We start from the raw sequence: 22,474 nt of genomic DNA on the forward strand, positions 1-22,474 counted from the left end.
GGAAAATTGCGTCCACATCGCGGACGGATCCGCAGGTCACGCGGGTGGTGAGGGGACGCGCCACAGCGCACGTCCCGACGATTGTGCCCGGCGGCGCGCGGGCCGAAACAGGGGCGAAATCCCGCGATCACAGAAGTCGATCAAAGCCGCCTGTGATTCCATCTCGGAAATCGATCCGCGGATGCGATTCCTCGGCCATTGAGCCCACATCGCGAGACAAGGCCAGGCGCGGCCGGGCCGGCATGTGTGCAAGCTCACCCGCTCGGCCGCATATCCATGCAACTGCACAGTGCCCGATCGGCCCGCCCGCCGGGCCCGGCCACCGACCCGCCCGCCGTCCCGTCAGCCGACCTGCCCGCCGATCAGCGCGCCCAGCAGGTAGGTCACCCCGGCCGCCACCCCGCCCAGCGCCAGCTGCCGCAGACCGCTGAACCACCAGCTGCGCGCCGTCACCCGGGCCACCACCGCGCCGCAGGCGAACAGTCCGGCCGCCGAGAGCAGCAGCGCCGGCAGCAGCGAGGTCGCGCCCAGCAGGTACGGCAGCAGCGGCAGCAGCGCGCCCACCGCGAAGCAGACGAACGAGGATCCGGCCGCCACCCACGGTGAGGGCAGGTCGTTGGGGTCGACGCCCAGCTCCTCCCGGGCGTGGATCTCCAGGGTCTGCTCGGGGTCGGCGGACAGCTGCCTGGCCACCTCGTGGGCCAGTGCGGGGTCCACCCCCCGCTCGACGTACAGCTGGGCCAGCTCGGCCAGCTCGCCGTGCGGGTTGCGGCGCAGCTCCAGCCGCTCCGCCTCGATCTCGGCCTGCACCAGCTCCCGCTGGGAGGCCACCGAGGTGTACTCGCCCGCCGCCATGGAGCAGGCGCCGGCCGCCAGGCCGGCCAGGCCGGTGAGCACCACGGTGCTGGTGGAGACCGCGCCGCCGACGACACCGGTCATCAGCGCGAAGTTGGAGACCAGGCCGTCCATCGCCCCGAACACCGCCGGCCGCAGCCAGCCGCCGTTGACGTCCCGGTGGTGCCCGGCCGCGGGTATCCGGGGCTGGTGCCCGCTCTCGTGTTCCAGGGCGGTCGCAGTCACGGCCGATCCCCCTCCATCCCGTTGGTCCGATCGTCTTACTGATCGACCGTAGCCTTCTTGAGCTGGGCATTTCCAGCAAAGTAAGGCTGTCCGAACATGGCGGCGGCCGCCCTCCGCACGGGGTGCGGGGGGCGGCCGGGGACCGGGGTCGGCGCAGGTCAGGCCGGGTGCCTGGCGCCCTTCTCCAGCTTGTCGAGCTTCTCGGCGAGGCCGTCCGCGGGCTTGCCGCCGGACTTCCCCTCCGGCCCCGCCTTCGGCAGGTCGCCGGGCTCGTCGGCCGCCTTGCCGCCCGCCTTGTCGGCCGTCTTGTCGGCCGGCCCGTCGCCCGTCCTGTCGGCCGGCGCCCCGGCGGCCCGCCCGGCCTCCGCGTTCGCCGCCGGATCGATGGTCGCCGGGTCCTCCCGGCCGGGCCGCGTCCTGCCGACGATCACGAGGTACGCCACGGCGGCGAGGAAGACGAAGATCGCCACCCAGTCGTTCAGCCGCAGGCCCAGGATGTGGTGCGCCTCGTCCACCCGCAGCCACTCGGTCCAGAACCGGCCGGCGGTGTACCCGGCCACGTACAGCGCGAAGGCCCGGCCGTGGCCCAGGGTGAACCGCTTGTCCGCCCAGATCACCAGCGCCGCGACGCCCACGCACCAGAGCGACTCGTAGAGGAAGGTCGGGTGGTGGATCGTGGTGACCACCTCACCGCCGGGCAGCGTCCTGGTGATCTCCAGGCCCCACGGCAGGGTGGTCTCCCGCCCGTACAGCTCCTGGTTGAACCAGTTGCCCCAGCGGCCGATCGCCTGGGCGAGCACGATGCCGGGGGCGATCGCGTCCGCGTAGGCGGGCAGCGGGACACCGCGCCGGCGGGCGCCGATCCAGGCGCCGACCGCGCCCAGCGCGATCGCGCCCCAGATGCCGAGGCCGCCCTCCCAGATCTTGAAGGCGTTCCAGGGGTTCTTCCCCTCGCCGAAGTACAGCTGGTGGTCGGTGATCACGTGGTACAGCCGGCCGCCGACCAGGCCGAACGGCACGGCCCAGACGGCGATGTCACCGACGGTGTGTCGGCCACCGCCCCGGGCGACCCAGCGCTTGCTGCCGAGCCAGACGGCCACGACGACACCGAGGATGATGCAGAAGGCGTAGGCGCGCAGCGGGATCGGTCCGAGGTTCAGGACCCCCCGCGACGGGCTGGGAATGTAGGCGATATCCATGGCAGCTCCGACGCTACAGGGTCGGCGGCCCGTCCAGGACACCCCGGCGGGTCACAGTCGGGCACAGATCGGCGCGCGGGCCGGGGCACGACACGGCGCCGCTCCCTCCGGACGGGGAGGGGCGGCGGCCACCCCGCAGCGTACGCGCCCGCTCAGCCGGCGCTGGGCGAGGGGTTGTTGCTCTCCGAGGCGGTGCTGGTGGGCGCCGGCGACTGCCCGTGGCTGCCCGGAGTGCCCAGCGGCTTGCCCTGGTTGGCGGCGTCCACCCACTTCACCAGGTTGGCCGGGGTGATCTCCTCGTTGTTGTACTTCGGGTAGATCGGCTGCCCGTTGAGCAGCACCGTCGGCGTGGACTTGAAGCCGGACTTGTCGAAGTCCTGCTGCACCGCCGACACCCAGTCGGCGAACTTCAGGTCGTTGACGCAGTCCTCGAAGGCCGGGGTGACCAGCCCGTCGACCTGCCTGGCGAGGTTGATCAGCACCGCCTTGTTCCCGAAGGCGTCGTTGGTCTCGTCCGGCTGGTTGCGGTAGAGCACGTCGTGGTAGTCGCGGAAGCGCCCGGCGTCCTGGGCGCAGCCCAGCGCGTTGGCGGCGTACTTGGAGCCCTTGCCCGGCACCGCCCGGTCGATGAACGAGACGATGTGGTAGTTGGTGGAGATCTTGCCCGCGTCCTCCAGCTGGCTGATGGTGGGCGAGAACTCCCGCTCGAAGATGCCGCAGGCGGGGCAGCGCGGGTCCTCGTAGACGGTGAGGACGGACGGCGCGTTGTCCGAACCCACCGGGACGATCAGGTTCTTGTCCCCGATCGTGCCGGCCGGGGCGGCGGAGGGGGTCTCCGGCGTGGACCGCTGGTCCTGCACCACCACGCCGGTGACCACGGCGGCGGCGATCACCGCGAGCGCCACGCCGCCGACGATCAGCTTCTTGTTCCGCCGGCCGCGGGCCTCCTCGTCAGCCCGTTCCGCCAGCATCCGCTCACGGGCGGTGCGCTTGCCTTCTCGGTTCTTCTCGCTCATCAGCCTTGGAATTCCAGGTTCGGGGGTGGGGGTGCGGTGGGTCGGGACGAGGCGGCGGGGTGCGCTCAGCTCGCCAGCAGGCCGTCCACCGAGAACTTCGTGCGGGGCCGCCAGAGCAGCCAGCCGGCCAGCAGCAGGAACCCGGTGTCGCGCAGGATCTCCTGCAGGTACTCGGTCTGCGAGGCGTCGACCGCCCCGCCGCCGCCGAAGCACCCGCAGTCGATCGAGATGCCGCGCGCCCAGGCGGAGGCGATCCCGCCGACGAAGGCGAGCAGCAGCACCGCCGAGACGCCCGCGACCAGGCGCACGCCCAGGCCGGTCACCAGCAGCAGGGCGAGCGCCAGTTCCAGGAAGGGCAGGCCGTGGCCCACCGGTTTGACCAGGGACTCGGGCAGGATCTCGTAGGCGCGCACCGCCTGGGCGGCCTCCGCCGGGTCGGCGATCTTCGCCAGCCCGGCCCAGGCCCAGACCACGGCCAGAGCCAGCCGGGCGGCCGTGCCGATCCACTCGGTCGCCGGCCCGGCCGTCCGGACAACCCCCTCGGGAAACACCGTCACGCCCCTATGAACCGCTCCCGGGAGCGCCGGGTTTCTCCGGTTTCCGGAGTCACTCCGAAAGAGTGAAAGTTAATCCGACCCGAGGCGTTTTCACCCTAACGAGTGGCCGGATCGCAGCCGGGCGGCCATCCCAGGTCGTGACGGTCGAGGTCACGGCGGTCGGCGTCGCCCCCAGCGGGCCCCGCGAGCTCCGCCCGGCCCGCCGCGCCCGAGCGGGTGGCCCGCGCCACCGCCTCCATCCGGACCGCCTCCGCGCACACGTACGCGTCCCGCTCCGCCCGCTCCACCCCCCGCTTGGCCAGCGCCGGGACGACCGCGCCCTGCGCCCCGAGCGCCGCGCCGAGCGCCAGCGCGGCCGCGGCCGCCCGCAGCAGGACGGCTCGCTGAAGACCGGGCATCGGCCGACCCCTTCCGCTCGCTGGGCCCTCGGGCACGTGCTGGGTGCACTCGTCCCTCCAGTCAACGCCGGTCAACCACCGCTGGTACGCCTGCCCCGCACTGTTCACCCGTTCGGGTCGACGGGCTGACCGGACGGACCCGGTGACGACGACGGCCCGCCACCCCGGGAGGGGGTGGCGGGCCGTCGGACCTCCCGCGCCGCGGCGGGGCTACCGCCCGCGGACGCCCTGCGCCAGCTCGCCGGCCAGCGAGCGCACCGCCGCCAGCGCGGCCTGCTCGTCCCCGTCGGCGTCCAGGATCCGCTGCACGAAGGCCGAGCCGACGATCACACCGTCCGCGAAGGCGGCCACCTGGGCGGCCTGCTCACGGGTCGACACCCCGAGGCCGACGCAGACCGGCAGCTCGGTGGTGGCCCTGGTCCGGGCGACCAGGTCCTCGGCCAGCTCGCCGACCTGCGCCCGGCTGCCGGTCACGCCCATCACCGCGGCCGCGTACACGAAGCCGCTGCCGGCCGCCGTGACCTCGGCCAGCCGCTTGTCCTTGCTGCTCGGCGCGACCACGAACACGGTGTCCAGACCGTGCTCCCCGGCCGCCTTGCGCCACTCCTCGGACTCCTCCACCGGCAGGTCCGGCAGGATGCAGCCCGCCCCGCCGGCCGCGGCCAGGTCGGCGGCGAACCGCGCGACGCCGTAGCGGTCCACCGGGTTCCAGTAGGTCATCACCAGCACCGCCGCGGCGGGGTGGGCGGCGGCGGCCTCCTGGACGGTGCGCAGCACGTCCTTGATCCGCACGCCGGCCCGCAGCGCGATGTCGTCCGCGGTCTGGATGGTCGGACCGTCCAGCACCGGGTCGGAGTGCGGCAGGCCGATCTCGACGATGTCGCAGCCGCCCTCGATCAGCGCGTCGACCGCCCGCACGCCGCCGTCCACCGACGGGAAGCCGGCCGGCAGGTAGCCGATCAGCGCGGCGCGGCCCTCCGCCTTGGCGGCGGCCAGGATGCCACTGAGCTTCGAAGCCATGGTCACTTACCCCCGTGGGCGGAGCCGGCGCCCGGCTCGTCGTAGAGGCCGAAGTACTCGGCGGCGGTGTGCATGTCCTTGTCGCCGCGCCCGGAGAGCGAGACCAGGATGGTGGCCTCGGGCCCGAGCTCGCGGCCCAGCTCCAGGGCGCCGGCCAGCGCGTGGGCGCTCTCGATGGCCGGGATGATGCCCTCGGTGCGGGACAGCAGCCGCAGCGCCTGCATGGCGGCGTCGTCGGTGACCGGGCGGTACTCGGCCCGGCCGGTGTCCTTCAGCCAGGCGTGCTCCGGGCCGACGCCCGGGTAGTCCAGGCCGGCCGAGATGGAGTGCGACTCGATGGTCTGGCCGTCCTCGTCCTGCAGGACGTAGGTGCGCGAGCCGTGCAGCACGCCCGGGTCGCCCTTGGTGAGGGTGGCCGCGTGCCGCGGGGTCTCGGCGCCCTCGCCGGCCGCCTCGCAGCCGATCAGGCGCACCCCGGCGTCCGGGATGAACTCGTGGAAGATGCCCATCGCGTTGGAGCCGCCGCCGACGCAGGCGACGACGGCGTCGGGCAGCCGCCCGGTGCGCTCCAGCACCTGCTCGCGCGCCTCGACGCCGATGACCCGGTGGAAGTCGCGGACCATCATCGGGAAGGGGTGCGGGCCGGCCACGGTGCCGAACAGGTAGTGGGTGGAGTCGACGTTGGCGACCCAGTCGCGGAACGCCTCGTTGATGGCGTCCTTGAGCGTGCGGCTGCCGGACTTCACGGCCACCACCTCGGCGCCGAGCATCCGCATCCGGGCGACGTTCAGCGCCTGGCGCCGGGTGTCGACCTCGCCCATGTAGATGGTGCAGTCGAAGCCGAACAGGGCGCAGGCGGTGGCGGTGGCCACGCCGTGCTGCCCGGCGCCGGTCTCGGCGATGATCCGGGTCTTGCCCATCCGCCTGGTGAGCAGCGCCTGGCCGAGCACGTTGTTGATCTTGTGCGAGCCGGTGTGGTTGAGGTCCTCGCGCTTGAGCAGGATGCGGGCGCCGCCCGCCTCGGCGGAGAACCGCCGCACGTCGGTCAGCGGGCTGGGCCGGCCGGTGTAGTCCTTGAGCAGCGCGTCGAGCTCGGCGGCGAAGGCCGGGTCGGCCTTGGCCTTCTCGTACTCCTCGGCGACCTGCTCCACGGCGGCGACCAGCGCCTCCGGGATGAAGCGGCCGCCGTACGCGCCGAAGTAGCCGCGCGCGTCCGGCACCTCGGCGCCGGGCAGGTAGTCCTTGTCGGACCGTTCGGACATGGTGAAGTCCCTCGGGAAGATGACGACGGTTGACGGTGACGTCTGTCGGCTGCGGTCAGCCGGACGTCGCGCGCCATCGCCGCCCCGGCACCTGCCCGGGCTCGCAGCCGATGACGTACCGCACCCGCCGCCCCAGCACCCGGCGTGCGGGCGCGCGGCAGCCGCGCGGGCGGCAGCCGGGGGCGAGACGGGTGGCGATCTTCATGGCGGCGGGATCAGTCCTTGTGCCGGATCGCCGGGTGGGCACCGGCGGCGACCAGGTCGGCCACCGCGGCCCGCGGGTCCTTGCCGGTGACCAGCGCTTCGCCGACCAGCACCGCGTCCGCGCCCAGGTTGGCGTAGGAGATCACGTCCAGCGGGCCGCGCACCCCGGACTCCGCGACCTTGACGATGCCGTCCGGAATGGCGTGGACGACGTTGCCGAAGGTGTTGCGGTCCACCTCAAGGGTCTTGAGGTTGCGGGCGTTGACGCCGATGATCCGCGCGCCGGCGTCCACCGCGCGCTTGATCTCCTCCTCGTCGTGCACCTCGACCAGCGGGGTGAGGCCGATCGACTCGGCCCGCTCGATCAGCGACACCAGGGCCGGCTGGTCGAGGGCCGCGACGATCAGCAGCGCGAGGTCGGCGCCGTGCGCGCGGGCCTCCCACAGCTGGTAGGCGGTGACGATGAAGTCCTTGCGGAGCAGCGGGGTGTCCACCGCGGCCCGGACGGCGTCCAGGTCCGCCAGCGACCCGCCGAAGCGGCGCTGTTCGGTCAGCACACTGATCGCGGCGGCACCGCCGGCCGCGTAGTCGACCGCCAGCGACGCCGGGTCCGCGATCGTGGCCAGCGCGCCCTTGGACGGGCTGGAGCGCTTGACCTCGCAGATCACCCGGACACCGTCGCCGCGCAGGGCCGCCACGCCGTCCTTGGCGTCCGGGGCCTTGGCGGCGAGCTCCTTGAGCTCGTCCAGCGAGACCCGGGCCTGCCGCTCGGCGAGGTCCTCGCGGACCCCTTCGACGATCGAGTCGAGCACACTCACTCGGGCGCCCCCATCATGTCTGCTAGTCCTGATTCTGCTAGCGAGGAGCCGGCGGCCACCAGGCCTCCGGCCCTTCGATGGTATCGGCAAGGGGGAGCGCACAGCGCATCCGCCCGGCGCGCGTCTCACCGTACGGACCCCCCGGACCCGCCGCGAGCTGCGGCTTCACACCCCCGCCACGCCGACGATCAGACCGGTGGCGGGGCCAGACCGGCGCCGACCGGCAGGTTGCGGACCACCGTGAAGACGAGGACGAGCAGCCCCACCAGCACCCAGCGGCGCGCCCCGAGCGCCAGCCGGGGGCCGGGCCGGCCGCGCAGCGCCGCCCAGAGCCAGCGGGCCCAGAGCACCCCCAGCACGGCGAACAGCAGCACCGCCACCGCGTTGTCGTGCAGCGCCCCGCTGAGGTCCCCGTGGGTCAGCGCGTGCACGCAGCGCAGCCCGCCGCAGCCGGGGCACCACCAGCCGGTGGCCGCCAGGAAGGGGCAGTCGGGGTAGTGGCCGGGGACGTTCGGGTCCACCGCGGCGACGTACCCGGCGGGGAGGGCCACGGCGGCCGCCGCGGACAGCGGCGGCACCAGCCGGCGCGGCGCGGAGGGCCGGGCGGAGGCGGTGGAGGCGGGGGCGGCGTTCACGCCCATGATTGTGCCCGTCCCGGCGGCCGCGCGGGAGAAGCGAAACGGCGGCCCGTGGGCCGCCGTTCACGCGAAGTACCGGTCGGTCAGGCAGCGGCGGCGGCCAGCGCGGCCTGCTCCTCGGGGGTGTACACCATGGTGCTGGGCTGCTTGCCCATGCCCGCCATCGACATGGCCTTGCCGACCACGCCGCCGAGCAGGACGACCGCCAGGCCCACCCAGGTGAGGAGCACCGACGGCAGGATCATCGCGACACCCGCGACGCCGAAGCCGATGAACGAGATGGTCACGCCGGTCCAGGCGGCGGGGGTGTGGCCGTGTGCTGCTGCTGCCATCGGATGGTGCTCCTACGCTTGACGTGTCCCATTGACGTGTCCCATTGTGCCGGGCCACACACCGGGCCCCCAAAGGGGGTGGCGGGTCTATCGCGTCACAGTGCGGCACGCGCCCGCCCGGCCGGTCAGCCCGCCGTCGGGTCCTCGCCCCGGTCCAGCGCCTTCCACAGGTCGGCCGGGCTCTGCGCGGCGGCCCGCCGCTTCGCCGGCGCCTTGCCGGTCGGTGCCTCGTAGCGGCTGCCCATCGCCGGCCAGCCGCGCCCGTGGAGGACGGTCAGCAGCCCGGCCAGGGCCAGCAGCAGCCCGCCCACGAGCGCCACCCACGGCCAGGCGGTGTGCCCGACGCCGGTCGCGGCCGACCCGGTCAGCGCGAGCTTGCGGGCCGCCTCGGCGTCCAGCGCCGCGGTGTCCCCGGCGCCCGTCGCGGCGGGGGCGGCCGCGCCCAGCCCGGCCAGCACGGTCAGCACCCCGACGGCGAGCCGGCCGGCGCCGCGCACCGCGAACACCGCGACCGCCGCCGCCATCGCCACCAGCGCCAGTCCGGCGGGCAGTTCGGAGATCTTCCCGCCGGTGACGGAGACCTCCAGGGTGCCCGCCATCCCCTCCGCCCAGACCCGGCCGGCGGCGGTCAGCACCAGCACCGCGCCCAGCACGGTGAGCAGCAGCATCACCGCGAACGTGCGCCGCCCGGCCCGCGCGGCGGGCGCGGGTGCGGCGGCGGGGTCGGCGGACACGGCGTCGGTAGGGGCTTCAGCGCTCACCCCACCAGTGTCCCCCGCCCTCACCCCGCCGCCGCACCCGGGGTGGGCGGCTCGGTGGGGAAATCGCCCGTCTCCAGCACCAGCGTCCGCTCCCCCAGCGGCAGGAAGAGATCGTTCCCGAAGGGCACCCGCTCCGCCTCCCGGTACCCGGCGCCGCGCAGCGGACGGCTGTGCACCGTGCAGACGCCCTCCCCCGGATCCACCACGACGTACAGCGGGACGCCCGCGGCCGCGTGGAAGCGGTGGCGGTCGACCGGTTCGGGCGCCGGAAGCACGTCCAGCACCACCAGCGCGTCCCCGGCCCGGTAGTGCCCGGCGGGGTCGGGCACCGCGCCCGGGGCGAGCAGCACCAGCGCGGCCGGCTGCCCCTCCAGCCGCACGTCGGCGAGGACGCCGCCGTGGCCGCCCGGCTGCCGCACGAGCTGCTCCCTGGCGGCGGTCACGATCCGCCGCTGCACCTCCGGCATCCTGCTGTCCCTTCCGCTGCGGCGGCCCCCGCGACCCGCGCGGGGGCCGGCGTTCTACGGCCTACGCAGCGTATTCGCGGTGGCGACCGCGCGCAGGACGGCGGCGGCCTTGTTGCGGCATTCGGTGTCCTCGCCGTGCGGGTCGGAGTCGGCCACCACACCGGCGCCGGCCTGGACGTAGGCGGTGCCGTCGCGCAGCACCGCCGTGCGGATGGCGATCGCGGTGTCGGAGTCGCCGGCGAAGTCCAGGTAGCCGACGCAGCCGCCGTACAGGCCGCGGCGGGTGGGCTCCAGCTCCTCGATGATCCGCATCGCCCGCGGCTTGGGCGCGCCGGACAGGGTGCCGGCCGGGAAGCACGCGGTCAGCACGTCGAAGGCGGTCCGCCCCTCGGCGACCCGGCCGGTCACCGTGGAGACGATGTGCATGACGTGGCTGTAGCGCTCGATCTGCATGAAGTCGACGACCTCGACGCTGCCCGGCTCGCAGACCCGCCCGAGGTCGTTGCGCCCGAGGTCGACCAGCATCAGGTGCTCGGCCCGCTCCTTGGGGTCGGCGAGCAGCTCGGCGGCCAGCTCGGCGTCCTCGTGCGGGGTCGCGCCGCGGTGCCGGGTGCCGGCGATCGGGTGCAGCATCGCCGCGCCGTCGGTGACCTTGACCAGCGCCTCCGGGCTGGAGCCGACCACGTCGAAGCCGCCCTCGGCGCCGCCGTCCGGGCCGGGGAAGCGGAACAGGTACATGTACGGGCTGGGGTTGGTGGTGCGCAGGACGCGGTAGACGTCCAGCGCGGAGGCCGGGCAGGGCGCCTCGAAGCGCTGCGAGGGCACCACCTGGAAGGCCTCGCCGGCCCGGATCCGCTCCTTGATCTCCTCCACCGCGGCCCGGTACGGCTCCCCGCCGAACGGCGAGCGGACCTCGCCGGGGCCGCTCGGGGTGAAGGTGGCCAGGCCCGGGTCGACCGGCTTGAGCAGGTCGGCCTCCATCGCGTCGAGCCGGGCGACGGCGTCCGCGTAGGCCTCGTCCACGCCACTGGCCAGGTCGTTGTGGTTGACCGCGTTGGCGATCAGCAGCACGGTGCCGTCGGCGTGGTCGAGCACCGCGAGGTCGGTGGCGAGCAGCAGGGTCAGCTCGGGCAGCTTCAGGTCGTCCGGGTTGAGGTCGGGCAGCTTCTCCAGCCGGCGCACCACGTCGTAGCCGAGGTAGCCGACCAGGCCACCGGTGAGCGGGGGCAGGCCGTCGTCGGCGTGGCGCGGGGTGTGCAGGGCCCGCAGCGCGGCGCGCAGCACCTCCAGCGGGTCGCCGGTGGTCGGGATGCCGACCGGCGGGGTACCGAGCCAGCGGGCGCCGCCGTCCGGTCCGGCGGTCAGGGTGGCGGCGCTGCGGACGCCGACGAAGGAGTAGCGCGACCAGCTGCGGCCCTGCTCGGCGGACTCCAGCAGGAAGGTGCCTGGGCGCTCGTCGGCGAGGCTGCGGTAGAGGCCGATCGGGGTGAGGCCGTCCGCGAGGAGCCTGCGGGTGACCGGGATGACCCGGGTGTCGACGGCGAGCTTGCGGAAGGCTTCCAGGTCCATGACGAGCGGCACCTTACGACGGAGGGGCGGAAGGGGGCGGAAGGGGCTAGCAGGGAGCGGTCAGCCGAGCGGGAGCACGTCGGCGTCGAAGCAGGTGCGGTCGCCGGTGTGGCAGGCCGCACCGGTCTGGTCGACCTTCACCAGCAGGGTGTCGCCGTCGCAGTCCAGCGCGACCGACTTGACCGCCTGGACGTGGCCCGAGGTGTCGCCCTTCACCCAGTACTCGCGGCGGCTGCGGCTCCAGTAGGTGCAGCGGCCGGTGGTGAGGGTGCGGTGCAGCGCCTCGTCGTCCATCCAGCCCAGCATCAGCACCTCGCCGGTGTCGTACTGCTGCGCGACGGCCGGCAGCAGGCCGTCCGCGGTGCGCTTGAGCCGGGCGGCGATCTCGGGGGCCAGTGCGGTGGAACCGGGGGCGGCGGGTGAGGTGGGCATGGGGCCCATTGTGTCAGCCCGGTCCGCCCGGACGGGCCGCCGTCCGGATCGCGGCCGTCCCCGTGGGCGGCGGCGGGCGGACGCGGCGGGCGGACGCGGGGGCGGGTGCGGCGGGGGCCGGGCAGACCATCCGATCGAACGAGTTGTGCAAACCGCCTGCCGGAGGGCCCCGCTCTGCGCCATTCTCGTGCCCATGACCTCCGAGCAGCGCGCCGCCGGCCCCGCCGAGCCGCCGGGCGACGACGACCTCCCCCGCCCGGGGGGCACCTCCGACGCCCGGCCGTCCCGGGGCCTGCTGATCGCCGTCGCGGCGGTGCTGGCGCTCCTGCTCGCGGTGGTGGCGACGGTGCTGCTCTGGCCCGAGGACGACCCGGCGCCCAAGCCGCCGCCGCCCTCCCCCACCACGGCCACGCCGACCCCCACCCCGACGCCGACGCCGACGCCCACGCCGACGCCGACCCCCACGCCGACCAAGGTGGTCCCGTACAGCTTCTTCACCGTCGGCACCTGCCTGGACCACCCGCAGCTGAACAAGACGGTCACCAAACCGGAGGCCCGTCCCTGCGAGGACAAGCACGACGGCGAGGCGATCGCCGACCAGCTGCTGCCGGAGGGGCTGACCGGCGACTACCAGATCGCCAACACGATGCGGGAGGGCTGCAAGGAGGCGCAGGCCGCCGCCGAGGCCCGGCAGGGCGGCGGCGGGCCGTACTACGGCTACCCGGTGGGCCCGAACTTCACCTTCTACCAGCAGGGCTGGCGCGACTACACCTGCATCCTGACGGCGAGCAACCGGCCCGGCTCCACCAAGCTCACCGGCCGGCTGCGCTGAGCCGCCGTCAGTGCGGGGCGCCTAGGCTGGGCGCATGTCGAACCACGCGCTCGCCGAACGCCACCGCCTGGCCGAACTGCTGGCCGCCGCCGGGCCGGACGCGCCCACCCTCTGCGCCGGGTGGTCCACCCGGGACCTCGCCGCCCACCTGGTGATCCGCGAGCGGCGGCCGGACGCCGCCGCGGGCATCCGGATCGGCCCGTTGGCCGGCTGGACCCACCGGGTGCAGGAGTCGTACGCCGACCGGCCCTACGAGGAGCTGGTCCGGCTGTTCCGCTCCGGCCCGCCGGTGCTCTCGCTGTTCTCGCTGCCCGGCGCGGACGAGGCGGCCAACACCGTCGAGTACTACGTGCACGCCGAGGACGTCGCCCGGGCCGGTGACGGCCCCGCACCGCGGCCGGTGCCGCCCGGCCGGACCGAGGCGCTCTGGCGCCGGCTGCCGCTGATCGCCCGGCTGGAGGCGGGGCGCCGCTCCCCGGTGCGCCTGGAGCTGAGCCGCCCGGACGGCCGGAGCCTGACCGTCGGCCCGGCCGGCCTGCCGACCGTGCGGATCACCGGCGAGCCGGGCGAGCTGCTGCTCTTCGCCTTCGGCCGCGGCGCCCGCGCCGAGCTGACGGTGGACGGTCCCCGGGAAGCCGTCGAGGCCCTGCGCCACGTCCTGCCGGTTCCGTAGAACGCCCCGGCTGCGGATGTCCGTGGTGGGGTGCAGACTCGCAGGGGGCGCGGTCCGGGCGGGCCACCGCCCGGGCCCGTCCCCGTCGTGCACCGGCTCCCTCTCCCCCGAAGGGACGCTCCACCATGCTCACCACCGCCTTCCCCGCCGGCTCCCCCTGCTGGATCGACCTCGGCAGCCCGGACCCGGCCGCCACCGCCGGCTTCTACGGCACGGTCTTCGGCTGGACCTTCCGGTCCGCCGGCCCGGAGGCCGGCGGCTACGGCTTCCTCCAGCTGAACGGCAGGACGGCCGCGGCCGTCGGCCCGCTCACCGAGGAGGGCGCGCAGTCCGCCTGGACGACGTACTTCCACGCGCCCGACGCCGGGGCCACCGCCAAGGCCGTCGAGCAGTCCGGCGGCACCGTCCGGGTCCCCGCCTTCGACGTGATGGACGCCGGGCGGATGGCCCAGCTGACCGACCCGCAGGGCGCGCAGTTCGCCGTCTGGCAGCCCGGCACGGTGGCCGGGCTGGACGTCGTCTCCGAGGACGGCGCGCTGATCTGGGTCGAGTTGCACACCGGCGCGGTGGACGCGGGCTTCGCCTTCTACCAGAGGGTCTTCGGCTGGCGCTCCGAGAACTTCCCGGCGCCCGGCATGACGTACAAGGTGATCTCCCCGGCCGAGGGCGACCTGCGGGAGACCTCCTTCGGCGGCATCGCCCCGGTGACGGGCGACGCCCAGCCGCCCAGCTGGACCCCGTACTTCGGCGCCTCCGACGTGGACGGCGTGCTCGCCCAGGCCACCGGCGCCGGCGCCACCGTGCTGATGGGCCCGGAGAACGTCCCGGACGTCGGCCGGATCGCCTGGCTGGCCGACCCGTTCGGCGCCCCGTTCGCCCTGATCAAGGGCGAGCCGCCGAAGGAGTCCTGACCCCTTCCGCGCCCGCACCCCCTGCGTTAGCCTCCCGAACGAGCGCAGCGCAGGGGGTGGACGCCGTGCACGGAGCGAGCGGGGGCTGGCCCGAGGGCACCCTGCTGGCCGAGCTGCACCGCGACGGCTCGCCCGCCGCGCTCGCCGCCGAGCGGGCCGTGCTGCGGCTGGGCACCCGGCGCGCGCACGGCCACGGCGAGACGCTGATCCTCGACCGGGACCTCGGCGGCTTCGTCCTGCTCCTGCTGGCCGGCTTCGCCAAGGCCACCGTGGAGGACGGCGCGGGCGCGACCGCCCTGCTGGACGTGCGCGCCTACGGGGACGTGGTCGGCGAGGCCGCCGCCCTGGACGGCCGCCCCCGCTCGGCGACGGTGACCGCGGCCGGACCGGTCGCCCTGCGCCGGATCTCCCAGCCCGACTGGCTGCACTGGCTGGGCGCCCACGCACCGGCCGGCATCGCGCTGAGCCGCTGCCTGGTGCACCGCGGCCGGACCACCACCCGACGGCTGGTCGGCCTCGCCTCCGAGCCGGTGCAGCGCCGGCTCGCCCGCCAGCTCGCCGAGCTGGCCCGGCGCTACGGCGTCCCCGGCCCGCGCGGCGCCGGCATCACCGTCCGCCCGCGGCTCACCCAGGCGGAGCTGGCCGCGCTGACCGGCGCCGGCGAGCGCCGGGTCCACCACGCCCTGCACGAACTGGCCGGCCTGGGCCTGATCCGGCTCGGCCGGCGCAGCACCACCGTGCTCTCGCTGCCCGGCCTGCTGGCACTGGCCGACGGGCCGGACGACCTCAGCGGACCGGGTGCCCGGCCTGCCGCAGCGCGTCCTTGACCTCGCCGATCCGCAGGTCGCCGAAGTGGAAGACGCTGGCGGCCAGCACCGCGTCCGCGCCCGCCTCCACCGCCGGGGCGAAGTCGGCGAGCTTCCCGGCGCCGCCGGAGGCGATCACCGGCACCGACACGGTCTTGCGGACGGCCCGGATCAGCTCCAGGTCGTAGCCGTCCTTGGTGCCGTCGGCGTCCATCGAGTTGAGCAGGATCTCGCCCGCGCCCAGCTCGGCGGCGCGCCCGGCCCACTCGACGGCGTCCAGCCCGGTGCCCTGGCGGCCGCCGTGCGTGGTGACCTCGAAGCCGGAGGCGGTCTCGGTGCCCTCCGGGCAGCGGCGGGCGTCCACCGAGAGCACCAGCACCTGGCGGCCGAACCGCCGGGCGATCTCCCGGACCAGCTCGGGGCGGGCGATGGCGGCGGTGTTGACGCCGACCTTGTCGGCGCCGGCCCGCAGCAGCTTGTCGACGTCCTCGACGGCGCGGATGCCGCCGCCGACGGTGAGCGGGATGAACACCTGCTCGGCGGTGCGGCGGACCACGTCGTAGGTGGTCTCGCGGTCGCCGGAGGAGGCGGTGATGTCGAGGAAGGTCAGCTCGTCGGCGCCCTCGGCGTCGTAGAGCTTGGCCATCTCGACCGGGTCCCCGGCATCGCGCAGGTTCTGGAAGTTGACGCCCTTGACCACACGGCCGGCGTCGACGTCCAGGCAGGGAATGACACGTACGGCGAGGGTCACGGCTGATTGCCTTCCAGAGCTTCGAGGGTCGCGGCGAGTCCGGCGCGGTGGGCGTCGAGTTCGACCTCGACGAGCATCCGCGAGTCGACCAGGCTCTGCACCACCACGACGGCGGCCGCCGGGCGCACCGCGCCGAAGGCCTCCTGGTGGGCACGGCCCGCCGCGTCGATGTCACGGGAGTGGGTGAGGTACATCCGGGTGCGGACCACGTCGTCCGCCGTCAGACCGTACGCGGCCAGGGCCTCCAGCCCGTTGCGGAAGGCGGCCCCCGCCTGCTCGTAGGGGTCGCCCTCGCCGTGCAGCACGCCCTCCACCAGGGGCCTGGCCCCGGCGACGTGGACGTGGTCCCCGGCGGCGACCGCCTGCGACGCGCCGAGGACGTCCTCCCAGACGGAGAACCCGCCGACCCGGCCGCGTACGATCCGACGTTCCGTCATCCCGAAACCGCCTCCAGCGCCTCTCCGAGGGTGAACTTCTGCTCGTAGAGTGCCTTGCCGACGATCGCGCCCTCGACTCCCTCGCCGACCAGACCGGCGATCGCCCGCAGGTCGTCCAGCGAGGAGACGCCGCCGGAGGCGACCACCGGCTTGTCGGTGGCGGCGCACACGTCGCGCAGCAGCTGCAGGTTGGGGCCGGTCAGGGTGCCGTCCCGGTTGACGTCGGTGACCACGTAGCGGGCGCAGCCCTCGGCGTCCAGGCGGGCCAGCACGTCGAAGAGCTGGCCGCCGTCGCTGGTCCAGCCGCGGCCGCGCAGGGTGGTGCCGACCACGTCCAGACCGACGGCGATCCTGTCCCCGTGCTCGGCGATGACCTTGGCGACCCACTCGGGGCTCTCCAGGGCGGCGGTGCCGAGGTTGACCCGGGTGCAGCCGGTGGCCAGGGCGGCGGCCAGCGAGGCGTCGTCGCGGATGCCGCCGGACAGCTCGACCTTGATGTCCAGGGTGCCGGTGACCTCGCGCACCAGGTCCCGGTTGGAGCCGGTGCCGAAGGCGGCGTCGAGGTCGACCAGGTGCAGCCACTCGGCGCCGGCCTTCTGCCAGGCGAGGGCGGCGGCGAGCGGCTCGCCGAAGGAGGTCTCGGTGCCGGAGGCGCCCTTGACCAGGCGCACGGCCTGGCCGTCCCGGACGTCGACGGCGGGCAGCAGTTCGAGGCGGCTCATGGTGTCACAACTTCCGTCGTCAGGGGTCGTCAGAGAGTGCTGACCCAGTTGGTCAGCAGGGCGGCGCCGGCGTCGCCGGACTTCTCGGGGTGGAACTGGGTGGCCCACAGCGGGCCGTTCTCGACGGCCGCGACGAACGGCTGCCCGTGGGTGGCCCAGGTGACCAGCGGCGGGTTGATCCGCGCGCTGTGCGCCTCCAGCTCCCAGCTGCGCACCCCGTAGGAGTGGACGAAGTAGAAGCGGGTGTCCGCGTCCAGGCCGGCGAACATCCGGCTGTCCTCGGGGGCGTCCACGGTGTTCCAGCCCATGTGCGGCACGACCGGCGCCTCCAGGGGCTCCACCGTGCCCGGCCACTCGTCGCAGCCGGCGGTCTCCACGCCGTGCTCGACGCCCCTCTCGAAGAGGATCTGCATGCCGACGCAGATGCCCATGACCGGCCGGCCGCCGGCCAGCCGGCGCCCGATGATCCAGTCCCCGCGGACCGACCTCAGGCCGCGCATGCAGGCCTCGAAGGCGCCGACGCCGGGCACGAGCAGGCCGTCGGCGTCCATCGCGGTCTGGTAGTCGGAGGTGACGGTGACGTTCGCCCCGGTCCGCTCCAGGGCGCGCTGCGCCGAGCGGAGGTTGCCCGAGCCGTAGTCGAGCACCACGACGTTCTTGCCCATGTTCAGGTGTCCAGTCTCTCGTTGGCTCGACGGTTACAGGCGCATGAGGCCCGAGGCGAGGCACATCACCGAGCCCAGCGCGAGCACGAGGATGACGCCCTTGGACTGCTTCTGCTTCCAGAACGAGATGACACCGCCGGCCAGGAACAGCCCGACAAAGAGGAGGATCATCGTGGAGTTGCTCACAGCGCACCCTTGGTCGACGGGAGGATGCCGGCCGCGCGCGGGTCGCGCTCGGCGGCATAGCGCAGGGCCCGGGCCAGCGCCTTGAACTGGCACTCCACGATGTGGTGCGCGTTGCGACCGTACGGCACGTGGACGTGCAGGGCGATCTGGGCCTGGGCCACGAAGGACTCCAGGATGTGCCGGGTCATGGTGGTGTCGTAGCTGCCGATCATCGGCGCCATGCCGTCCGGCTCGCTGTGCACCAGGTAGGGGCGGCCGGAGAGGTCGACGGTCACCTGGGCGAGCGACTCGTCCAGCGGCACGGTGCAGTTGCCGAACCGGTAGATGCCGACCTTGTCGCCCAGTGCCTGCTTGAAGGCGGCGCCGAGCGCGAGGGCGGTGTCCTCGATGGTGTGATGGGTGTCGATGTGCAGGTCGCCGTCGGTCTTCACGGTGAGGTCGAAGAGGCCGTGGCGCCCGAGCTGGTCGAGCATGTGGTCGTAGAAGCCGACGCCCGTGGAGATGTCGGTCCTGCCGGTGCCGTCCAGGTCTATCTCGACCAGGACGGAGGTCTCCTTGGTGGTGCGCTCGACGCGTCCGATGCGGGTCATCAGCGGTTACAGCTCCTGACTGGCCGCGCGCGCGGAGCGCGCACGTTCAAGGGCGGGGGTGGGCGACGGGAGGGCGGTGGCGACGGCCTCCAGGAAGGCGTCGTTCTCGGCGGGGGTGCCGGCGGTGACGCGCAGCCATCCCGGAACGCCGTTGTCACGGACCAGGACGCCGTGGTCGAGGATGGCCCGCCAGACGGCGTGGGTGTCGGCGAAGCGGCCGAACTGGACGAAGTTGGCGTCCGAGTCGGTCACCTCGAGACCGAGTCCGCGCAGCGCGTCGACCAGCCGGTCGCGCTCGGCCTTGAGCCGGCCGACGTAGCCGAGCAGGGTGTCGGTGTGCTCCAGGCAGGCCAGCGCGGTGGCCTGGGTGACGGCCGACAGGTGGTACGGCAGGCGGACCAGCTGCACCGCGTCCACCACCGCCGGGTCGGCGGCCAGGTAGCCCAGGCGCAGCCCGGCCGCGCCGAAGGCCTTCGACATGGTGCGCGAGACCACCAGGTTGGGGCGGCCCTCGATCAGCGACAGCAGCGAGGCGCGGTGCGAGAACTCGACGTACGCCTCGTCGACCACCACCAGGCTGGGCCGGGCGGCCTGCGCGGCCTCGTAGAGCCGCAGCACGGTGTCGGCCTCGACGGCCGTGCCGGTCGGGTTGTTCGGCGAGCAGACGAACACCACGTGCGGGCGGTGCTCGGCGATCGCCGCGAGGGCGGCGTCCAGGTCGACGGTGAAGTCGGCGTTGCGCGGGCCGGAGATCCAGCCGGTGCCGGTGCCGCGGGAGATCAGCGCGTGCATCGAGTACGAGGGCTCGAAGCCGAGCGCGGTGCGCCCGGGGCCGCCGAAGGTCTGCAGCAGCTGCTGGAGCACCTCGTTGGAGCCGTTGGCGGCCCAGACGTTCTCCCGGGCGACGGCGTGGCCGGTGGTGCGGGTGAGGTACGCCGCCAGGCCCTCGCGCAGCTCGACCGCGTCCCGGTCGGGGTAGCGGTTGAGGTTGCGGGCGGCCTCGGCGACCCGCTCGGCGATCCGGGCCACCAGCTCCTCGGGGAGCGGGTAGGGGTTCTCGTTGGTGTTCAGCTGGACCGGGACGTCGAGCTGCGGGGCGCCGTAGGGCGACTGGCCGCGCAGCTCGTCCCGGACGGGAAGGTCGTCGATCTTCGTCACGCGCCCGGCACACTCCATCCGAATCGGGCCTTGATCGCGTCGCCGTGACCGGGCAGGTCCTCGGCGTTCGCCAGGTTGACGACGTGCGCGGCGATGCCGGCCAGCGCCTCGCGGTCGTACTCGACGACCTGCACGCCGCGCAGGAAGGTCTGCACGGACAGGCCCGAGGAGTGGCAGGCGCAGCCGCCGGTGGGCAGCACGTGGTTGGAGCCGGCGGCGTAGTCGCCGAGCGAGACCGGGGTGAACCGGCCGAGGAAGATCGCGCCGGCGTTGCGCACCCGGGCGGCCACGGCGCGCGGGTCCCGGGTCTGGATCTCCAGGTGCTCGGCCGCGTAGGCGTTGACCACGGCCAGGCCCTGCTCCAGGTCGTCGACCAGGATGACGCCGGACTGCCGGCCGCCGAGCGCCTCGGCCACCCGCTCGCCGTGCCGGGTGCGGGCGACCTGGGCCTTCAGCTCGGCCTCGACCGCGTCGGCGAGCGCCACCGAGTCGGTGACCAGCACCGAGCCCGAGGTCGGGCCGTGCTCGGCCTGGCTGATCAGGTCGGCGGCGACGTCCACCGGGTCGGCGCTGTCGTCGGCGAGGACGGCGATCTCGGTCGGGCCGGCCTCGGAGTCGATGCCGATCCGCCCGGCGAAGTAGCGCTTGGCGGCGGCCACGTAGATGTTGCCGGGGCCGGTGACCATGTTGACCGGCTCGCACTCCTCGGTGCCGAGCGCGAACATGGCGACCGCCTGGGCGCCGCCGACCGCGTACACCTCGGTGACGCCGAGCAGCGCGCAGGCCGCCAGGATGGTCGGGTGCACCCGGCCGCCGAAGGCCTTCTGCGGCGGGGAGGTCACCGCGATGCCGCGCACGCCCGCCTCCTGGGCCGGCACCACGTTCATCACAACGGAGGACGGGTAGACGGCCAGTCCGCCCGGCACGTACAGCCCGACCCGGTCCACCGGCACCCAGCGCTGGGTCACCGTGCCGCCCGGCACCACCTGGGTGGTGTGCCCCTCTCGGCGCTGGTCGCCGTGCACCAGGCGGGCGCGGCGGATCGACTCCTCCAGTGCGGCGCGCACCTTCGGGTCCAGCTCCTCCAGGGCCTCGGCGAGCTGCTCGGCCGGGACGCGGGTGGACTCCAGCCGCACGCCGTCGAAGCGTTCGGTGATCTCGATCAGCGCCGCGACGCCGCGATGATGCACGTCCTCGGCGATCGGGCGCACCGTCTCCAGGGCGGCCGCGACGTCGAAGTCGGCACGGGGCAGCAGGTCGCGCGGGTCGTCGAGCGAGCCGCGCAGATCGATTCGAGAGATCACGCCACCCAGTGTAAGGAGTGGCCGGAACCGACGGTCCCGCATTTCAGTCCGTGATACGAAGGGCGAGACGGCCCGGGGGAGGCCGTGGGATTCGGGGGGAAGCATGACGGATCGGGCACCGGAGGACTGGACGGCGGCCGAGCAGGCACTCTGGCAGGCGTTCCGGCTCGGCCGGATCCACGACCTGCGCAGCGGCGAGGCCGCCGAGGACGACCCGTTCGGCGAGGCCGTCTGGGGCCCCGGGCGCACGGTCCGCGCCCGGGTGCTCGCCCGGCTGCTGCTGGACGGGCCCGCCCCCGTCCCCGGCCGGGTCGCCTCGCTCAAGCTGACCGGCGCCCTGGTCACCGGCCCGCTGGACCTCGCCGGCGGCACCATCGGCCACTACGTCGAGCTGCACGACTGCCGCTTCGACCAGAAGATCCTGATCTCCGAGGCCGAGGCCGGCACGCTGCGCTTCATCAACTGCCTGATCCCCCGCCTGGAGGCCTCCCGGCTGGCCACCTCGGGGGACCTCCACCTGGCCCGCTGCCGGATACGCCAGGGCGTGCGGCTCACCGACGCCCGGATCGGCACCGACCTGCTGATCAACCAGGCCGTGCTGGGCGGCGACCGGTTCGGCCGGGCGCTGTCCGCCGACGGCATCGCGGTCAGCCAGGACTGCGAGGCCGACCGGCTGGAGGCCGAGGGCGAGGTCAGCCTGCGCACCGCCCGGATCGGCGGGCGGCTCTCGCTGCGCGGCGCCCAGCTGCGCGCCGTGCCCGGCAACCGCAACGCCCTGAACGCCGTACGGGTCACCGTCGGCCACACCCTGTACCTGAGCGGCTCGGCCGACGGCGGCTGGTACGGGTCGCAGACCTACTACGGCTCCGGGTACGGCGAGGTCCCGCCGCCGGACGCGCCGAGCACGCCGTTCCGCGCCTTCGGCCAGGTCCGGCTCTCCGACGGCCGCTTCGAGAACGCCTGTCTGCTCTCCGACGCCGAGTTCCACCTGACCGACGGCGACGAGGTGACCCTGCGCCGGATCCAGACCCCGGAGCTGCGCTTCACCTGCCGCTTCCCGGGCGGCGGCGCCGTCTCGCTGTCCCGGGCCCGGGTCGGCAACCTCGTCGACGCGCCCGGCTCCTGGCCCCGGGAGGGCGCGGTCGGCCTGACCGGGTTCACCTACGAGTGCCTGCGCCCGGCCGTGCCGTTCCCCGTCCACGATCGGATCGGCTGGCTGGAACGTTCCTCCGTGGAGTTCCAGCCCGAGTCCTACGAGCAACTGGCCGCCGCCCTGCGCCGCGACGGCGCCGACGACGACGCCCGCGAGGTGCTCTACGCCAAGCAGCGCCGCCGCCGGCAGACCCTGCCGCTGCCGGCCCGGATCTGGGGCCGGGTCCAGGACGTCACCGTCGGCTACGGCTTCCGGCCCGGCCGGGCCGCGCTCTGGATGCTGCTCGCCTGGGCCCTGGGCAGCCTCTACTTCGCCACCCACGCGCCGCAGCCGCTGAAGGCCGACGAACGCCCGCACTGGAACCCGGTGCTGTACGCGCTGGGCCAGCTGCTGCCCGTCGTCGACCTCGGCCAGAAGGGCTGGAACCCGGGCGGCACCGCCCAGTGGATCTCCTCCGGCCTGGTCGTCGTCGGCTGGGTGCTGGCCACCACGGTCGCCGCCGGCGCCAGCCGGATGCTCCAGCGCGGATAGCC

General features: G+C 74.3%; 28 protein-coding genes. 5 read left to right on the forward strand and 23 right to left on the reverse strand.

The window, feature by feature from the left end; translation table 11 throughout:
- Window positions 1-342 precede the first annotated feature (342 nt).
- From ABT238_RS18755 to hisI, 15 genes are all read right to left on the reverse strand, one after another.
- The gene (locus ABT238_RS18755; protein WP_350563775.1) at window positions 343-1,065 is read right to left on the reverse strand and encodes a VIT1/CCC1 transporter family protein; all 723 of its coding nucleotides are present in this window, start codon (window positions 1,063-1,065) and stop codon (window positions 343-345) included.
- Window positions 1,066-1,238: 173 nt separating this feature from the next.
- Entirely contained in the window at window positions 1,239-2,279 is a 1,041-nt protein-coding gene (gene lgt / locus ABT238_RS18760; RefSeq protein ID WP_350768818.1) for a prolipoprotein diacylglyceryl transferase, read from the reverse strand.
- A 152-nt stretch (window positions 2,280-2,431) separates the two neighbouring features.
- Window positions 2,432-3,295 carry a DsbA family protein gene (locus tag ABT238_RS18765; RefSeq protein ID WP_350563622.1) on the reverse strand — a complete coding sequence of 288 codons (864 nt, stop codon included), beginning with the start codon at window positions 3,293-3,295 and terminating at the stop codon, window positions 2,432-2,434.
- Between the two features lie 65 nt (window positions 3,296-3,360).
- The gene (locus tag ABT238_RS18770; RefSeq protein ID WP_350563624.1) at window positions 3,361-3,852 is read right to left on the reverse strand and encodes a MauE/DoxX family redox-associated membrane protein; all 492 of its coding nucleotides are present in this window, start codon (window positions 3,850-3,852) and stop codon (window positions 3,361-3,363) included.
- A 95-nt stretch (window positions 3,853-3,947) separates the two neighbouring features.
- Entirely contained in the window at window positions 3,948-4,250 is a 303-nt protein-coding gene (locus ABT238_RS18775; RefSeq protein WP_350563626.1) for a hypothetical protein, read from the reverse strand.
- A gap of 210 nt (window positions 4,251-4,460) precedes the next feature.
- Complete coding sequence (gene trpA / locus ABT238_RS18780) at window positions 4,461-5,270, reverse strand: tryptophan synthase subunit alpha (RefSeq protein WP_350563628.1); 810 nt, start codon at window positions 5,268-5,270, stop codon at window positions 4,461-4,463.
- A 2-nt stretch (window positions 5,271-5,272) separates the two neighbouring features.
- A complete protein-coding gene (gene trpB, locus ABT238_RS18785) occupies window positions 5,273-6,532 on the reverse strand; it encodes a tryptophan synthase subunit beta (RefSeq protein WP_350563630.1) in 1,260 nt (419 codons plus the stop codon).
- 55 nt (window positions 6,533-6,587) lie between these two features.
- Window positions 6,588-6,737 (reverse strand): tryptophan biosynthesis modulator TrpM, encoded by a 150-nt coding sequence (gene trpM / locus ABT238_RS18790; protein WP_350543990.1) that lies wholly within the window; start codon window positions 6,735-6,737, stop codon window positions 6,588-6,590.
- A 10-nt stretch (window positions 6,738-6,747) separates the two neighbouring features.
- Entirely contained in the window at window positions 6,748-7,554 is an 807-nt protein-coding gene (trpC, locus tag ABT238_RS18795) for an indole-3-glycerol phosphate synthase TrpC (protein ID WP_350563632.1), read from the reverse strand.
- Window positions 7,555-7,742: 188 nt separating this feature from the next.
- Window positions 7,743-8,195 carry a DUF2752 domain-containing protein gene (locus ABT238_RS18800; RefSeq protein WP_350563634.1) on the reverse strand — a complete coding sequence of 151 codons (453 nt, stop codon included), beginning with the start codon at window positions 8,193-8,195 and terminating at the stop codon, window positions 7,743-7,745.
- Between the two features lie 80 nt (window positions 8,196-8,275).
- The gene (locus ABT238_RS18805) at window positions 8,276-8,524 is read right to left on the reverse strand and encodes an HGxxPAAW family protein (protein ID WP_350563636.1); all 249 of its coding nucleotides are present in this window, start codon (window positions 8,522-8,524) and stop codon (window positions 8,276-8,278) included.
- A gap of 125 nt (window positions 8,525-8,649) precedes the next feature.
- The gene (locus ABT238_RS18810; RefSeq protein ID WP_350768973.1) at window positions 8,650-9,285 is read right to left on the reverse strand and encodes a TIGR02234 family membrane protein; all 636 of its coding nucleotides are present in this window, start codon (window positions 9,283-9,285) and stop codon (window positions 8,650-8,652) included.
- A 20-nt stretch (window positions 9,286-9,305) separates the two neighbouring features.
- Window positions 9,306-9,752, reverse strand: a complete 447-nt coding sequence (locus ABT238_RS18815) for a PDDEXK family nuclease (RefSeq protein WP_350563640.1) — start codon at window positions 9,750-9,752, stop codon at window positions 9,306-9,308.
- 54 nt (window positions 9,753-9,806) lie between these two features.
- Window positions 9,807-11,321: an anthranilate synthase component I gene (locus ABT238_RS18820; RefSeq protein WP_350563642.1), complete on the reverse strand. Its 1,515-nt coding sequence runs from the start codon at window positions 11,319-11,321 to the stop codon at window positions 9,807-9,809.
- A 60-nt stretch (window positions 11,322-11,381) separates the two neighbouring features.
- A complete protein-coding gene (gene hisI, locus ABT238_RS18825; protein WP_350768994.1) occupies window positions 11,382-11,753 on the reverse strand; it encodes a phosphoribosyl-AMP cyclohydrolase in 372 nt (123 codons plus the stop codon).
- A 193-nt stretch (window positions 11,754-11,946) separates the two neighbouring features.
- Between hisI and ABT238_RS18830 the strand changes: the two genes are divergently transcribed.
- The 4 genes from ABT238_RS18830 to ABT238_RS18845 all read left to right on the forward strand — a co-directional run bounded on the left by ABT238_RS18830 (window position 11,947) and on the right by ABT238_RS18845 (window position 14,996).
- Window positions 11,947-12,585 (forward strand): hypothetical protein, encoded by a 639-nt coding sequence (locus tag ABT238_RS18830; RefSeq protein WP_350769003.1) that lies wholly within the window; start codon window positions 11,947-11,949, stop codon window positions 12,583-12,585.
- 34 nt (window positions 12,586-12,619) lie between these two features.
- Complete coding sequence (locus tag ABT238_RS18835; RefSeq protein ID WP_350563648.1) at window positions 12,620-13,258, forward strand: TIGR03085 family metal-binding protein; 639 nt, start codon at window positions 12,620-12,622, stop codon at window positions 13,256-13,258.
- A 125-nt stretch (window positions 13,259-13,383) separates the two neighbouring features.
- The gene (locus ABT238_RS18840) at window positions 13,384-14,169 is read left to right on the forward strand and encodes a VOC family protein (protein WP_350769017.1); all 786 of its coding nucleotides are present in this window, start codon (window positions 13,384-13,386) and stop codon (window positions 14,167-14,169) included.
- A 65-nt stretch (window positions 14,170-14,234) separates the two neighbouring features.
- The gene (locus ABT238_RS18845; RefSeq protein ID WP_350769023.1) at window positions 14,235-14,996 is read left to right on the forward strand and encodes a Crp/Fnr family transcriptional regulator; all 762 of its coding nucleotides are present in this window, start codon (window positions 14,235-14,237) and stop codon (window positions 14,994-14,996) included.
- On the opposite strand, the gene hisF is transcribed toward ABT238_RS18845, so the two are convergent.
- Genes hisF through hisD form a run of 8 tightly spaced genes read right to left on the reverse strand, consistent with a single transcriptional unit; the run spans window position 14,956 to window position 20,788 of the window.
- A complete protein-coding gene (gene hisF, locus ABT238_RS18850; protein ID WP_350563655.1) occupies window positions 14,956-15,726 on the reverse strand; it encodes an imidazole glycerol phosphate synthase subunit HisF in 771 nt (256 codons plus the stop codon). The two genes, ABT238_RS18845 and hisF, sit on opposite strands and share 41 nt — an antisense overlap.
- Window positions 15,723-16,163 carry a Rid family hydrolase gene (locus tag ABT238_RS18855; protein ID WP_350563657.1) on the reverse strand — a complete coding sequence of 147 codons (441 nt, stop codon included), beginning with the start codon at window positions 16,161-16,163 and terminating at the stop codon, window positions 15,723-15,725. Before ABT238_RS18855 ends, hisF begins: the two co-directional genes overlap by 4 nt.
- Window positions 16,160-16,885, reverse strand: a complete 726-nt coding sequence (gene priA, locus ABT238_RS18860) for a bifunctional 1-(5-phosphoribosyl)-5-((5-phosphoribosylamino)methylideneamino)imidazole-4-carboxamide isomerase/phosphoribosylanthranilate isomerase PriA (protein WP_350563660.1) — start codon at window positions 16,883-16,885, stop codon at window positions 16,160-16,162. The genes ABT238_RS18855 and priA overlap by 4 nt, the downstream gene beginning before the upstream one ends.
- Window positions 16,886-16,914: 29 nt before the next feature.
- Window positions 16,915-17,550, reverse strand: coding sequence for an imidazole glycerol phosphate synthase subunit HisH (hisH, locus tag ABT238_RS18865; protein WP_350563662.1), 636 nt, complete (start codon window positions 17,548-17,550; stop codon window positions 16,915-16,917).
- A 33-nt stretch (window positions 17,551-17,583) separates the two neighbouring features.
- Window positions 17,584-17,721, reverse strand: coding sequence for a CG2302 family histidine operon protein (locus ABT238_RS18870; protein ID WP_502884219.1), 138 nt, complete (start codon window positions 17,719-17,721; stop codon window positions 17,584-17,586).
- Between the two features lie 11 nt (window positions 17,722-17,732).
- The gene (gene hisB, locus ABT238_RS18875; protein ID WP_350563667.1) at window positions 17,733-18,326 is read right to left on the reverse strand and encodes an imidazoleglycerol-phosphate dehydratase HisB; all 594 of its coding nucleotides are present in this window, start codon (window positions 18,324-18,326) and stop codon (window positions 17,733-17,735) included.
- A gap of 6 nt (window positions 18,327-18,332) precedes the next feature.
- Window positions 18,333-19,484, reverse strand: coding sequence for a histidinol-phosphate transaminase (locus tag ABT238_RS18880; protein WP_350563669.1), 1,152 nt, complete (start codon window positions 19,482-19,484; stop codon window positions 18,333-18,335).
- Window positions 19,481-20,788 (reverse strand): histidinol dehydrogenase, encoded by a 1,308-nt coding sequence (gene hisD / locus ABT238_RS18885; RefSeq protein ID WP_350563671.1) that lies wholly within the window; start codon window positions 20,786-20,788, stop codon window positions 19,481-19,483. Before hisD ends, ABT238_RS18880 begins: the two co-directional genes overlap by 4 nt.
- A gap of 103 nt (window positions 20,789-20,891) precedes the next feature.
- On the opposite strand from hisD, the gene ABT238_RS18890 reads away from it, so the two are divergent.
- On the forward strand, window positions 20,892-22,472 hold the full coding sequence (locus ABT238_RS18890) for an oxidoreductase (protein WP_350563673.1): 1,581 nt from the start codon (window positions 20,892-20,894) through the stop codon (window positions 22,470-22,472).
- Window positions 22,473-22,474: the final 2 nt, after the last annotated feature.

This window comes from Kitasatospora sp. NPDC001527, from assembly GCF_040298605.1.
Taxonomy (GTDB): domain Bacteria; phylum Actinomycetota; class Actinomycetes; order Streptomycetales; family Streptomycetaceae; genus Kitasatospora.

Bases quoted from the DNA above. Each gene is read 5' to 3' on its own strand.
- lgt (WP_350768818.1), bottom strand. From the start codon at position 2,279: ATGGATATCGCCTACATTCCCAGCCCGTCGCGGGGGGTCCTGAACCTC.
- ABT238_RS18765 (WP_350563622.1), bottom strand. From the start codon at position 3,295: ATGAGCGAGAAGAACCGAGAAGGCAAGCGCACCGCCCGTGAGCGGATG.
- ABT238_RS18775 (WP_350563626.1), bottom strand. From the start codon at position 4,250: ATGCCCGGTCTTCAGCGAGCCGTCCTGCTGCGGGCGGCCGCGGCCGCG.
- trpA (WP_350563628.1), bottom strand. From the start codon at position 5,270: ATGGCTTCGAAGCTCAGTGGCATCCTGGCCGCCGCCAAGGCGGAGGGC.
- trpB (WP_350563630.1), bottom strand. From the start codon at position 6,532: ATGTCCGAACGGTCCGACAAGGACTACCTGCCCGGCGCCGAGGTGCCG.
- trpM (WP_350543990.1), bottom strand. From the start codon at position 6,737: ATGAAGATCGCCACCCGTCTCGCCCCCGGCTGCCGCCCGCGCGGCTGC.
- ABT238_RS18800 (WP_350563634.1), bottom strand. From the start codon at position 8,195: ATGGGCGTGAACGCCGCCCCCGCCTCCACCGCCTCCGCCCGGCCCTCC.
- ABT238_RS18805 (WP_350563636.1), bottom strand. From the start codon at position 8,524: ATGGCAGCAGCAGCACACGGCCACACCCCCGCCGCCTGGACCGGCGTG.
- ABT238_RS18815 (WP_350563640.1), bottom strand. From the start codon at position 9,752: ATGCCGGAGGTGCAGCGGCGGATCGTGACCGCCGCCAGGGAGCAGCTC.
- ABT238_RS18820 (WP_350563642.1), bottom strand. From the start codon at position 11,321: ATGGACCTGGAAGCCTTCCGCAAGCTCGCCGTCGACACCCGGGTCATC.
- hisI (WP_350768994.1), bottom strand. From the start codon at position 11,753: ATGCCCACCTCACCCGCCGCCCCCGGTTCCACCGCACTGGCCCCCGAG.
- ABT238_RS18830 (WP_350769003.1), top strand. From the start codon at position 11,947: ATGACCTCCGAGCAGCGCGCCGCCGGCCCCGCCGAGCCGCCGGGCGAC.
- ABT238_RS18835 (WP_350563648.1), top strand. From the start codon at position 12,620: ATGTCGAACCACGCGCTCGCCGAACGCCACCGCCTGGCCGAACTGCTG.
- ABT238_RS18840 (WP_350769017.1), top strand. From the start codon at position 13,384: ATGCTCACCACCGCCTTCCCCGCCGGCTCCCCCTGCTGGATCGACCTC.
- ABT238_RS18855 (WP_350563657.1), bottom strand. From the start codon at position 16,163: ATGACGGAACGTCGGATCGTACGCGGCCGGGTCGGCGGGTTCTCCGTC.
- priA (WP_350563660.1), bottom strand. From the start codon at position 16,885: ATGAGCCGCCTCGAACTGCTGCCCGCCGTCGACGTCCGGGACGGCCAG.
- hisH (WP_350563662.1), bottom strand. From the start codon at position 17,550: ATGGGCAAGAACGTCGTGGTGCTCGACTACGGCTCGGGCAACCTCCGC.
- ABT238_RS18870 (WP_502884219.1), bottom strand. From the start codon at position 17,721: ATGATCCTCCTCTTTGTCGGGCTGTTCCTGGCCGGCGGTGTCATCTCG.
- hisB (WP_350563667.1), bottom strand. From the start codon at position 18,326: ATGACCCGCATCGGACGCGTCGAGCGCACCACCAAGGAGACCTCCGTC.
- ABT238_RS18890 (WP_350563673.1), top strand. From the start codon at position 20,892: ATGACGGATCGGGCACCGGAGGACTGGACGGCGGCCGAGCAGGCACTC.